Annotated in this window: 7 protein-coding genes, 1 tRNA gene and 1 pseudogene; all 9 read left to right on the top strand. The window is 45.1% G+C overall.

Translation table 11 applies throughout. From position 1 onward, the window contains the following. Nucleotides 1-43 precede the first annotated feature (43 nt). The 9 genes and pseudogenes from ACEN8J_RS14915 to pheT all read left to right on the top strand — a co-directional run bounded on the left by ACEN8J_RS14915 (nucleotide 44) and on the right by pheT (nucleotide 12,849). Nucleotides 44-583, top strand: a complete 540-nt coding sequence (locus ACEN8J_RS14915; RefSeq protein WP_023987763.1) for a peroxiredoxin — start codon at nucleotides 44-46, stop codon at nucleotides 581-583. A gap of 263 nt (nucleotides 584-846) precedes the next feature. Next, nucleotides 847-1,263, top strand: a complete 417-nt coding sequence (locus ACEN8J_RS14910; RefSeq protein ID WP_013309391.1) for a hypothetical protein — start codon at nucleotides 847-849, stop codon at nucleotides 1,261-1,263. 337 nt (nucleotides 1,264-1,600) lie between these two features. After that, a complete protein-coding gene (locus ACEN8J_RS14905; RefSeq protein ID WP_039269745.1) occupies nucleotides 1,601-2,704 on the top strand; it encodes an ATP-binding protein in 1,104 nt (367 codons plus the stop codon). Between the two features lie 341 nt (nucleotides 2,705-3,045). Then, nucleotides 3,046-5,187, top strand: a complete 2,142-nt coding sequence (locus ACEN8J_RS14900) for a bifunctional diguanylate cyclase/phosphodiesterase (protein WP_322251378.1) — start codon at nucleotides 3,046-3,048, stop codon at nucleotides 5,185-5,187. Between the two features lie 107 nt (nucleotides 5,188-5,294). Further along, nucleotides 5,295-5,365, top strand: a tRNA-Gly gene (locus tag ACEN8J_RS14895). 269 nt (nucleotides 5,366-5,634) lie between these two features. After that, nucleotides 5,635-6,675 carry a polysaccharide lyase family 1 protein gene (locus ACEN8J_RS14890; RefSeq protein WP_318626829.1) on the top strand — a complete coding sequence of 347 codons (1,041 nt, stop codon included), beginning with the start codon at nucleotides 5,635-5,637 and terminating at the stop codon, nucleotides 6,673-6,675. Between the two features lie 365 nt (nucleotides 6,676-7,040). Next, nucleotides 7,041-8,892: pseudogene (gene abc-f / locus ACEN8J_RS14885) on the top strand (ribosomal protection-like ABC-F family protein). A 449-nt stretch (nucleotides 8,893-9,341) separates the two neighbouring features. Continuing rightward, entirely contained in the window at nucleotides 9,342-10,373 is a 1,032-nt protein-coding gene (pheS, locus tag ACEN8J_RS14880) for a phenylalanine--tRNA ligase subunit alpha (RefSeq protein WP_449291655.1), read from the top strand. Nucleotides 10,374-10,401: 28 nt separating this feature from the next. Then, nucleotides 10,402-12,849, top strand: coding sequence for a phenylalanine--tRNA ligase subunit beta (gene pheT / locus ACEN8J_RS14875; RefSeq protein ID WP_029516482.1), 2,448 nt, complete (start codon nucleotides 10,402-10,404; stop codon nucleotides 12,847-12,849). Nucleotides 12,850-13,007 lie beyond the last annotated feature (158 nt).

Raw genomic sequence — 13,007 nt, 5'->3', positions numbered from 1 at the left:
ATTTGGTGTTTTTCTTACATATTTTAAAGGAGGATTTCATATTATGGCAGAAAGATTGGTAGGAAGACCCGCCCCTGATTTTGCATTGGAAACAGTGACTGGAGACGGTCAAGAATTTGGTTCGGTGAAGCTTTCCGATTACCGTGGCAAGTGGCTCGTATTTTTCTTCTATCCACTGGATTTCACTTTTGTGTGCCCTACGGAAATTACAGCATTGAGCGATGCTGCTGACCAATTCAAAGAGCTGGATACTGAAATTCTGGGTATCAGTGTAGACTCCGTGCACAGTCACAAAGCATGGATCAACACAGCTAAAGAAAACAACGGTCTAGGCAAACTGAACTTCCCATTGGCTTCTGACATCACGAAAAAAACAGCAAGCGATTATGGCGTTCTGATCGAAGAAGAAGGCGTTGCATTGCGCGGCTTGTTCATCATTGATCCAGAAGGCGAATTGAAATATCAAGTGGTTAACCACAACGATGTAGGTCGCAGTGTAGAAGAAACATTGCGTGTACTGCAAGCTTTGCAATCCGGTGGCTTGTGCCCAATGAACTGGAAACCAGGCGATCAAAATCTGTAATATAAGCTTCACAAGTTGAAATTAATTAAACAAACAAGCCCCCAACTAGCGGTTACTCTACCGTTATTGGGGGCTTGCTTGCCTGCTCTGTGCAGCGGAAAATGTGAGGACAGCCTGTTTAATGAGGCAACGCAGAGTGAGGTAACAAATAATTATGGAAATGTTGTTGTGTTCTGGAGGAATTTTGCCTGACGAAAGCGAATAAGGTATTGTAGAAGATAAACAAGGCAGAACAGGTTTTGTTCAGAGGAGGCTGAGCACGGATGAGTTATTGCTGTGGAGCAAGCATGGTAGGAACCAAGGGAACGCTGAAGCATTACCGCACCCAAGTTCATAATGTTCCTTTGCTGTTTTGCCCGGTATGTCGTCGCATTGAAGTTCATTATAAAGTCGAAAATGAGTATGAAATTTTGGCTGAATATGCACATGGAGATGGGGCAACCGAGATTGATTTTCAGGATTATGTCATGGAAGACGATGATACGATATTTGAAAATTGTGTGAATCGTGAAAGTGAAGATGCGTTTGAAATTGTGAAGCGTCAAATTGACATATCCCTGGATTTATTGATGGTAGCCAAACAGATGAATGATGAAAAATGGCAGGGAGAGCTTAAGAGAAGACTGGCCGTTATGAGCCAAAGACGATCCCGGCTTCAACATAATAAGAGCGGCAGTTGACATCCTACACACCAAAGAAGCTCTCAATTCTGGAGAGCTTCTTTGGTGTGTAGGGCGCTTGTTCCTAACTTCATTTTTCATTTTGGTAATGTTGCGCAGATATTATGACGAAAGAAAACAGGATAAAAATTTGGATTCGACACTTTTTCCGATTGACTGCGATCCTTAATCTTGTCTATCATAAAATAAGACTGGAATTGGAAAGAGATGGTCGGATTTCTGTGTAACTGTTTTCTACACCATTGAAGGGTAGTCGATAGATGCCTTTCTTTTCTTCAAGATTATTACGCGTCCGATATGGCCAGTTTGTCATTCCGAAACAAGGGGGAAGCCTGGCATGATCAGTGAATTCCAAGAAGCCTTGCTTGATACCGTGGGAGCTTGTCCTTCCACACAGATCGCCAATAACAAGTATGAAAATGTGCTGGAGAACCTGGATAGTGGTATCATGCTGTTTGACAGTGACGGGGTACTGACCTTTATTAACGTGCAAATGGCGAAATTGCTGGAGCTACCACGGAGTTCGCTAGCAGGTCGCAATTTGATGCAAATTTTGCATCATCCTGAGTTAAGCCGGTTTAAGAAGAAGAAAATCATGCGGATTTATAAAGAAACTATCTTTCATAGAAAGCGCTATCATGAGTTGATTGATGAGTATGGTCGGCATTGGTTGATAACAGTAACCTATGGTGATCAGATGGATGGCGATTTTTTGTTTAGCGTCAAGGATGTGTCGGATTATAAGCAGATTGAGCAGACAGCATATCAAAACGATAAGCTGGCGATGCTGGGACGCATCTCGGCCTCTATTGCTCATGAAATTCGTAACCCGCTTACCGCAATCCGGGGCTTTATTCAATTGCTTCGACCCCATTTGGTGGAGTTGGGCAGGGATGAGTATGCCCGCATTATATTAACAGAAATTGATCGTGCGAACGACATTATTTATGAGTTCTTAAATTCGTCCAAGCCTTCGGCTCCGCAAAAAACGGCTGTATCTGTGATGGGGCTGCTGAAAGAAGTAGTGATGCTGACAGAAAGCGAAGCATTGATGAAGGGTTGCCAGATTGCATTGGACGAAAATGATGAGCTCATGAAGGTTTCCATTGATGTGAAGCAGATTAAGCAGGTTATTCTCAATATGATTAAAAATGCAATGGATGCCATTGAAAGCATGGGTGGGGAACGAGAGGGCTGCATCGATATTCATACAGTGCTTGAGGGCAATTATGTCCACATTTGTATTGAAGATAACGGATTAGGTATGGATCACAATACATTGACGCGTTTATTTGATCCTTTTTTTACAACAAAAGAAAGTGGAACCGGGTTGGGATTGGCTGTGAGCTATCGAATTATCAAAAATCACGGAGGTTTCATACATGTAGACAGTAAACATGGAAGTGGCACACAATTCAAAATCACGCTTCCTGTAGTTTAATATGGGGAGGTTTTCGCAGAGGGGTCCTGTACATACTATTTCTTTTATGTTGTGCAGCGTTGGGGTATAGGTATCACCTTTTTGGAAAAGGTTATCTGAAGCGCATAATCTGACAAGATGATGCGCTTTTTTGGTGCTGTAAGCTCGGTTATTTGCGTAAATGCGAAAATGAATTCATGAATTTAAGACAAAAAAATGATTCACCTTTCACAGATTAAATGCTATTATATACCAGAATACAACATTATTTTTGATACTATAGACTTAAATAACGGCTTCCAAAGCTGTCAAACGTCTTAGATGATCGGAATCTCCGATATGCAGGGGGCTGAAGAGGCTGAATGAGTATACGGCTGGAAGTAAAAAAAACGATAGGTATCGGCATTGCTGCGATAGTTTTGTTTGTCTTGGTTCAGTTATTTCACGTAACTTTGAATAAGATATACTCCCATAATGTTTTTTTCTTGTTATATCCGATCATAGGGTTTGCCTGTGCTGCGATTTGTTTTTCTATTTTTTATCAATCCTGGTCCGTTTTACTGGAACAGTTATCCTTGCAGAGACTTCTTATTGCCCCGACGTTTTTGGTGGCTGGTCTGCTTTACCTTGTTCATATTGTTTCGTTTAGTTTCGTGAGCCTGACGGACTTTGCTTTGTCTCCGGGCGTTTCGTTATGGCTGCTGTTTGTAAATCGTGCCTTTACCTCTGTCTTGCTCTTATGCGTTTGTTTCCTCCCGTTTAACAAGACGAAATCTGAATACAAAGCGGTGGCTTTGTGGGCAGGGATAGGCTGCACTTTGCTGATTCTAGGAGTTATTAAGATATTTGGTGCAGGCTTACCGGATCTACGTATACGATACGAAATAGGTAACCTGGGCTGGACGTTAAATCTGGCTGTCATGTTACTACTTGTGTTCACTTTTATTTTCGGGGTGCGAAAATATCGGAAAGTTCGCCCGGCGGAGTTGGGCATGTTGCTTATGGTTCGTGGAATTGGACTGTGTGTTGTGAGTCAGTTGTTCTATTTATTTTCTGAGCAAATGAGCGATATTAATCACCTATTGGGACTTTTGACCAACGCGATAGCATTCTATAACATGTTGAGCGGGCTGGTCCGGTTGATGGTTCTGGTTCCTTATCGTGAAAAGCAGGCAGCAGAATCTGAGTTTAATCACATTGCTTATAATGATGATATAACAGGACTCCCCAATCGTCGCCGCCTTTCCCAACGTTTAGATAAAATATTGCGCAAATCATTGAAATCGGATGAGACAGTAGCACTTTTAGTTCTAAATATTGATCGTTTCAAGGCGATTAATGATTCGCTTGGACATATGGCAGGAAATTATTTGCTGTATGCAGTAGGCGAACGCTTGGGGCATTTTAGCCATGAAGGGGAAGCTGTCTTTAGCATGGGCGGAGATGAATTTGCCTTTCTTCTAACGGGATACGAAGATACAGATGCTATGAGAAGTCGTATTGATGATATGGTGAAGCTGTTCGATCTGCCTTTCGATATTGATGGTGAGTCTTATCATGTGACGGTGAGCGTTGGTATAGCTTTGTACCCGTTGGATGCGAATCAGAGTGAACAGCTTATTCAGCAGGCGGATACGGCTGTACATAGTGCTAAAGAGCAGGGAGTGAATTTTCAGCGGTATGCTAGTTCGATGCAGATGCGAGCGCATGAAAGACTCCAGCTGGAAAATGATCTGCGGCGAGCGCTTGAAAATGAGGAATTTTCATTGGTGTATCAACCTCGTGTCCACCTGCAAAGTGGCGAGCTAACGAGTTTGGAGGCGCTGGTGCGTTGGAATCATCCTCATCGTGGGATGGTGATGCCAGGCGATTTTATTCCGGTGGCTGAAGAAAGTGGTTTAATTGTGCCCTTGGGGGAATGGGTGTTACGGGAGGCCTGTCTGCAAAATAAGCATTGGCAGGAGCTTGGGTACCCACCAATCCCGATTTCGGTCAATTTATCCATGCGCCAATTTCAGCAAAAAAAGCTGGTGGATGTAATTCGGGGCATTTTGACCTATACGGAACTTGAAGCACGCTATCTAGAGCTGGAGATTACCGAGAGTATGACCTTTGATAAGGATCGAGCCTTTGAACAGTTAAAAAAAATAAAGGCTATTGGTGTCGCAATCAGTATTGATGATTTTGGAACTGGCTATAGCTCATTGCATTATTTGAAGAATCTCCCGATTGATCGTCTAAAAATTGATCGTTCCTTTGTAAATGAGGTACTGGTCGACAGCAAAAATGCAGCAATTGTATCTACTATTGCCTCCATGGCTCACCATTTGAAGCTGAAGGTTACGGCTGAAGGGGTAGAAAATGAGGAGCAGCTTCATTTTTTGCAGGCACAAGATTGTCATGAGGGTCAGGGGTATTATTTTAGTCGCCCCATTCCGGCAGAAATCTTTGAAAAATTGTTTTTACGTGAACCTATGAATTGGCTGGCTCAGGATAGTATGTAGTATGCTTGCATTTTGCTGAAAGGTAAGTTATACTAAATAACATCCTGATTCAGCTGGTTGACGATAGGTTAAGCGTGCCATACATAAGAATCGAGATATTATAAAATGCGGGTGTAGTTCAATGGTAGAACTTCAGCCTTCCAAGCTGATAGCGTGGGTTCGATTCCCATCACCCGCTTACTATTTTAAGAAGTTCGAAACCCTTGTGACGCAAGGGTTTTTGTTTTGTTTGGAGTAGATAAATACATTATAGCCGGGGTGCCAATGGGGTATCACGGCTTTTTGCGTTCTTACGAACTATTTTTACATTGCCACACAAAATAAAATATAAAACATTTAGCTTATATGCTATAAATAAACAGATAAAAAGAACTATTTACCATTTACTAAAAAATAAGTATAGTCGCATTGTTGGGATTTAACTTAAAAAAGGATGGTGTAGCTGCAATGAGGAAAATTTCTTTTCTGTTTTTAGCATTAACTTTGGTGCTGCTTACTTTCCCTGCAAGTTCTACGTTCGCCGCTGCTGATTTTCCGAATACGTCGACGAATGGAATGACTGGTTTTGCCGGACAGGCTAAAAGTGAAAATGGAGCTACTAAGCCTGCCACAACAGGGGGAAAAGGCGGTCAGATTATCTATATCAATAATCTAAACGATTTGAAAAACCAGTTAGGGGATTCAACTCCTAAAATTCTGGTCATCGAAAAAAATATCTCTGCCTCCTCTAAAACCGTGGTCAACATTGGTACTAACAAATCGCTCATTGGTTCTTATGCGCAAAACAAACTGGTTAACATTCATTTGAAAACAACAAATAATTCGGGAAATGTGATCTTTCAAAATTTAACTTTTGAGCACAGTGCCAACATTAACGGTAACGATGACATCCAACTTTATCTTACTGCGGGCACAAATTATTGGATTGATCATGTTACGTTTGCAGGTCACAGTTATAATGCAAATGGCTCGGATCTGGACAAACTTTTGTACATAGGCCAATCGGCTGATTATGTAACCATTAGTAACTCCAAATTTGCTAATCATAAATATGGTCTCATTTTGGGATATCCTGATGATGGCAATAAAAATTATGATGGCATGCCCCATATCACGATCGCTAATAATTATTTTGAAAACTTACTTGTACGTGGTCCAGGACTCATGAGATATGGATATTTCCATGTTAAAAATAATTATATTAATAATTTTCAGCTTGCTTATACCATTGCTACGAATGCAAGAATCTATTCTGAGTACAACTACTTTGGAAAAGGTAGTGAAAAGGGCGGTATTCTTGATGATAAAGGCAATGGCGAGTTTAAAGATGTAGGGAGTTTTCCCACCATCAACAATCAAAAATCGCGTGTAACCAACTGGAATCCAAGCAAGAACTATAGCTATCAAGTTCAGACTCCTGAATATACTAAAGAGTTTGTAACGAAATATGCAGGCTCGTCGAATACAACTTTGGTATTTGGAAAATAACGAGGGTTATTTGCAAATGTGTTGTGATCTGCTATACTAACCGCAAGTAATTATCCCATGAAAAGGAAGGTAACCATACGTCCGATGAAGTAAGCACACTGATTTTCCCACTTAACTGCACAGTTACTGGCAGGCGGCTGTAAGCTGCAACGGGAGAAGTGTGTCTGAAAATGAATGTAGGGACGTATGCGTTTATTCCGGAACGGGATTTGGCTTATTCGTTTACGGTGTTATTTTTCATAAGCGTATGTTCTGAAACGATTCATAACAGTCATTCTATATTCCTTGTATGCAAGCCGCAGCCTTCTGCGGCTTTTTTTATTGCTTCCGGGGTCAAAAAACCGGGCTGGGAAAGGATGATCGGTATGAGAACGATTTTGCGTATTCGCAATGTAGTAAAGGATTGGAACGGGACATCTTTATTTGAGAATGTGTCGTTGGATGTGATGGAAGGAGAAACGGCTCGCACTGTTTGGAAGAAATGGAGCAGGTAAAACGACGTTATTGCGAATATTGCTGGGAGATGAAGTGCCAACCTCTGGTCAAGTAGAGCATGATTTGCCACTGGAAGAGCGGGGCTGGCTGAAGCAGCAGGATACGGTGGATGGGTCTCGAACCGCACTGGAGGCCGCACAGCAGGCCAGCCCTCGGCATTGGCTCCTCAAGCAAGCGTTGGGACAGCTGGAAGCTGACCTAGCCGATGCTGGGAAGGATATGGAGCATCATCTGGAGCGTTACGGCGAGCTGATGGATGAATACGAACACCTGCAAGGCTTTGCCTGGGAGTCTGAGGTGGAAAAGGCGCTCACTCGAATGGGAATGCCTGCCCAGACGTGGTCCATTGCTTATGGTGACCTGAGTGGCGGACAGAAGACGAGAGTGCGGTTAGCCGGACTGATGGTCAGGCAGCCGAGGCTGCTGGTGCTGGATGAGCCGACCAACCATTTGGATGCCGAAAGCTTGCTTTGGCTGGAGCAGTGGCTGTCCACGTATCCGGGAACGCTGCTGTTTGTATCGCATGACAGAGCCTTTTTGGATCGAGTGGCTACGAGTATAGTTGAGCTTGCATCAACGGGTATTGGGCGCTATAAAGGCGGCTATAAGGAATATAAAGCGCAAAAGGAGCGGGAACTGCGAGAGCAGGAAGCCAGCTATCGAAAGCAGGAGCTGGCGAAACAGGCGCTGGAGGAAACGATTCGAAATTACAGGGAATGGTTTCACCAGGCACATCGTAGCGCATCCAAAGTCGAAGTGGCTATTACACAGAGCTTCTATAAGGCCAAGGCTAAAAAAAATATCTCCCGTTATCATGCGAAAGAAAAAGAACTGGAGCGACTGGAGGCTAACAGGGTAGAGCAACCGTGTGAGGCTGCGTCTTTGCACATGAAATTAAGTGACAACGGGTTTCAGGCAAAATATTTGCTGCGTGCTGAGAAGGTTGGTTTTAATTACGACGACCGTGTCATTGTAGAGGGTCTCAACTTGAACATTGTACGTGGAGACCGTCTCGCTGTTCGGGGACCGAATGGAATTGGCAAGACAACGCTGCTTCGGTTATTAACGGGTCAACTGGAACCGCAGTCAGGAAAGATCACAGCCAACCCACAGTTAAACATCGGATATTTTTCACAGGAGCTGGAGCAGCTTCCAGAGGATCAAACGTTGCTGAACAGTCTGCTTGCACTCCCGGCGATGACTCAAACAGAAGCGAGAACAGTGTTGGGCTGCTTTCTTTTTGCGAAAGAGGACGTGTTTAAAAGGATCGGGACACTTAGTATGGGAGAAAAATGCAGGGTAGCTTTTCTGCGTCTGTACTTTAGTGGAGCCAATCTGCTGGTGCTGGATGAACCGACGAATTATTTTGACATTGAAACCCGTGAAATTGTAGAGGATTCTTTACGCAACTATGATGGAGCACTGGTGCTCGTCTCACATGATCGGGAGCTGGTGAGGTGCACGGCAACTCGGTTACTGGATATGAAGCCGGGAGGCGGATATGAAATTTATGAGGGGACAGCCGACGAAAAGCAGGAAGATGAGCAGAGCCGTCAACGGGAGCCAGAAGATCAGGAACGGCGTGAGGAACGGCTTCGATTACAATTGCGTCTTACAGAGTTGATGGGAATGACGGGCACGAATGACGAAAATGAGAAGTTGTTGAGCGAAATTAGGCGCATTCGTGCAAATCTGGAGCGGTTGGATGATCTCGATATCTAAAGGAATGAAACGTATGCCCTGCTTGCCAAAGCGCGGTAGTTTGCATATAATAATGAACAATAGTTCGAATTTTTGAAAATGTCTTGATGGAGAAGAGTAGACAGTGTCCGATTGAACAGGGAGGAAGCGTCGTAGGATTGAGAGCGTTTCTGCAAATACTGGGCTGTTGAAGTTCGCTCCGGAGCAGTTCCTTGAACCTCAGGCGCCATGTGAATGGCGAATGTGCAAGTAGGGGATACCGGTTCACGACCGTTACAACGTGCAGAGCGAGACGATGATGCACAGCATAAACAATCACCTGTAACTAGTGCCGTAAGGCAGAACGCCGGGTGAGCTGAGCTTATTGTCTAACGAGGGTGGTACCACGGTCTTTTCGTCCCTTACCGGGAGAAAAGACCTTTTTTTGTTGTCTGAAAAGCTGGATATGAAGAAAGGGGACTGAACAGGCGATGAGCGAAACCATCCAAATGAAGGAACATTTGCTGGCCTTGAAGGAAGAAGCACTGGAAGTATTGGAGAAGGTGGCAACACCCAAGGAGCTGGCTGATCTACGGGTCAAATACTCGGGGAAAAAGGGCGCACTGACTGAAATTTTGCGCGGTATGGGCAAGCTGAGCGCGGAAGAGCGTCCGGTTGTTGGACAGGTCGCCAATGAGGTGCGCGAGGCGATTGAAGAAGTCGTTAACCGTAAGCAGGACGAGTTCACGAAAGCGGAAACGAATGAGCGTTTGCAAGCGGAAAAGATCGACGTTACGCTGCCTGGACGCGCGTTGCCGCAAGGTGGACTGCACCCGCTCAACAAAGTGATTGAGCAAATCGAGGATATCTTTACAGGTATGGGCTATCGAGTGGCTGAGGGTCCACAGGCAGAGACGGATTATTATAACTTCGAAGCATTGAATCTGCCTAAAAATCACCCGGCACGCGATATGCAGGATTCATTTTATCTGACCGAGGATCTGTTGATGCGTACTCATACGTCACCAGTTCAGATTCGCGCGATGGAGGCGATGAAGGACGAAACACCTATTAAGGTTATCTGTCCGGGTACAGTATTCCGGCGTGATGATGACGATGCAACGCATTCTTTTCAATTCCACCAGATTGAAGGGCTTGTTATTGGAAAAGACATTCGCATGAGTGATTTGAAAGGAACCTTACTTCAATTTGCACGCGAAATGTTCGGAGAATCGACCGAAATCCGTTTGCGCCCAAGCTTCTTTCCGTTCACAGAGCCGAGTGCTGAAGTAGACGTAACTTTTGTGAAGAAAAATGGCGAACGCGTGTGGATTGAAATTTTGGGCTGTGGCATGGTCCATCCGAAAGTGCTAGAGATGGGCGGTTTTGATCCCGAGGTGTACAGCGGCTTTGCATTCGGTATGGGTGTAGAGCGGATTGCTATATTGAAATACGGTATCGATGATATTCGTCATTTTTATAACAGTGACCTGTCGTTCCTGAAACAGTTTGCGCGTCAATAAACAACTATATCAAGGGAAGTGAACCCATATGAAAGTATCATTCGAGTGGCTGTCCGAGTATGTATCGCTGGATCAGGTAAGCGCGGAGGATCTGGCAGAGAAAATCACCCGTTCGGGCATAGAAATTGATGAGGTCGAGCAGCGCAATCAAGGGATTACTGGCGTCGTTGTCGGCTATGTTAAAAGCAAGGAAAAGCATCCTGATGCTGATAAGCTGAATGTATGTATTGTCGATGCAGGTCAGGAGGAAGATCTGCAAATCGTGTGCGGTGCCAAAAACGTGGATGCAGGTCAAAAGGTTCCTGTTGCAGTTGTAGGTGCAAAGTTGCCGGGAGATTTCCACATTAAAAAGGCCAAGCTGCGTGGTGTAGTATCCATGGGTATGATCTGCTCGGCCAAAGAACTGGGCATGAATGACAAGCTGCTTCCAAAGGAATTGCAAGAAGGTATTTTGGTGCTGCCTGAGGATGCTGAAATTGGTATGCCAATTACGAAGCTGCTGGCGCTGGATGATCAGGTGCTGGATTTTGATCTGACACCCAATCGTTCGGATTGCCTGAGCATGCACGGAGCAGCATATGAAGTGAGTGCGATTCTGGGACGTGATATTTCTCTGGCTGATCCGGCTAAGGATCTGGTGGAAATTAGCGATGCAGCGGCAGATCATCTGTCTGTGAAGGTAGATACTCCTGAACTGTGTACGCACTACGCGGCCCGTTATATTACAGGTGTAAAAGTGGGGGCTTCCCCATTATGGATTCAAAACCGTCTGATGGCGGCAGGTGTTCGTCCGATCAACAACATCGTAGATATTACGAACTACGTCATGCTGGAATACGGTCAGCCGTTGCATGCTTTTGATGCGGATAAGCTGGAAAATGGAAATATTGAAGTTCGACTCGCTCGTGCAGGCGAAACATTGATTACACTTGATGATCAGGAGCGTAAGCTGGAGCCGCATATGCTGCTGATTACAGACGGTGTGAAACCAATAGCATTGGCAGGCGTGATGGGTGGAGCCAACTCCGAGGTTACGGATGCGACGGTCAGCATTGCGCTGGAATCTGCGAAGTTTGACGGCGGTACAGTTCGCAAAACGTCTCGTCAACTTGGACTGCGTTCAGAAGCAAGTCTGCGTTTTGAAAAAGAGGTTGATCCAGGCGCTGTTGTGCCTGCTGTGAATCGTGCAGCTGCGCTGATTCAGCGTTATGCAGGAGGCACTGTACACCAGGGCATCGTAGAATCTGCGTCTGCAAAAGCTGAAAACCGCATTATCAAGCTGTCGCTAGATAAGATAAACCGATATTTGGGAACCGAACTGTCGCTGCTTGAGGTGAAAACGATTTTCGGTAGACTTCATTTCGGATGTGGCGACGCAGAGCAAGGGGTACTGGAAGTTCAAGTTCCTACACGCCGTGGAGATATCACCATTGACGTGGACTTAATCGAAGAGGTTGCTCGTCTGTATGGTTACGACAATATCCCGACCACGCCGATTGAAGGTCCTACAACTCCGGGAGCTTTGACAGCATCACAATCATTGCGCCGCTCCCTGCGCAGATTGCTGGCTCATGGTGGCTGGCAGGAGACGATCAGCTACTCTTTTGTACATCCGCAAAGTACGGGGTTATTTAATGCCCTGACAGAAGGCAGCCATCCGGTACGTTTGGCTATGCCTATGAGCGAAGACCGTAGTGTTTTGCGTACGAGTATCATTCCGCAGATGCTGGATACAGCGGTGTATAACATGAACCGGAAGCAAGACAATCTGGCGATTTTCGAGATGGGAACAGTATTTTATACAGAGGAACAAACATTAACCCGCCAGCCGCAGGAAATTCAAGTGCTGAGTCTGTTGTTGACTGGGGTACGCCGTGAAAAACAATGGAATATTGGTGCTGAAAAGGTTGATTTCTTTGATATTAAAGGCGCGCTTGAAACGGTGTTTGACTATTTCGGATTGAGTGCCAGCATTCGTTATGTCGCTGACCAACCGCAAAGCTACCACCCGGGCCGTTCCGCTTCGGTATGGCTGGATGTGAATGGAAGCTCTCAACGGATCGGTACCCTTGGGCAGATTCATCCGGAGCTCCAACAATCTTATGGGCTGAACGATACGTATGTTGCAGAAATTGCGTTGCAACAGGTCATTGAACACGCAAACTCTCATATTCAGTTCAGAGAGCTGGCTCGCTTCCCATCCGTGGAACGTGACATTGCCCTCGTGGTCAATAAAGACGTTGAGGCAGGCGAACTGCTTCGTGTTATTCACGCTGCAGGCGGAGAGCTGTTGCAGGATGCACGAGTGTTTGATGTATTTACAGGCAGTAAGCTTGGTGAAGATAAGAAGAGCGTAGCTATCTCTCTGACCTATCGTCACTGGGAACATACGTTGACGGATGAAGAGATCAATGCGGCGCATACTCCTGTCGTTACGTCTCTGGAACAAACTTTTGGAGCGGAATTGAGAAAGTAGCAGGAAATGCGGGAAGCCGTATCGAATCTTAGTGACAGAGGTTCGATACGGCTTTTTGGCCTATCATCATAGGAGCTCTCTTACTCTGATAATTACCCGCTGCGGGGAAGCCGGACTAATAAGGTTGAACGCTTCACGGAAGGCGGGTTACCATAGTA

The sequence above is a fragment of the Paenibacillus sp. Paensp38 genome, from assembly GCF_059491915.1.
Note: the sequence above shows the minus strand (reverse complement) of the source record. Positions and strands in the feature narration are given on the sequence as shown.

Bases quoted from the DNA above. Each gene is read 5' to 3' on its own strand.
- pheT (WP_029516482.1), top strand. From the start codon at position 10,402: ATGAAAGTATCATTCGAGTGGCTGTCCGAGTATGTATCGCTGGATCAG.
- ACEN8J_RS14915 (WP_023987763.1), top strand. From the start codon at position 44: ATGGCAGAAAGATTGGTAGGAAGACCCGCCCCTGATTTTGCATTGGAA.
- ACEN8J_RS14900 (WP_322251378.1), top strand. From the start codon at position 3,046: ATGAGTATACGGCTGGAAGTAAAAAAAACGATAGGTATCGGCATTGCT.
- pheS (WP_449291655.1), top strand. From the start codon at position 9,342: ATGAGCGAAACCATCCAAATGAAGGAACATTTGCTGGCCTTGAAGGAA.
- ACEN8J_RS14910 (WP_013309391.1), top strand. From the start codon at position 847: ATGAGTTATTGCTGTGGAGCAAGCATGGTAGGAACCAAGGGAACGCTG.
- ACEN8J_RS14905 (WP_039269745.1), top strand. From the start codon at position 1,601: ATGATCAGTGAATTCCAAGAAGCCTTGCTTGATACCGTGGGAGCTTGT.
- ACEN8J_RS14890 (WP_318626829.1), top strand. From the start codon at position 5,635: ATGAGGAAAATTTCTTTTCTGTTTTTAGCATTAACTTTGGTGCTGCTT.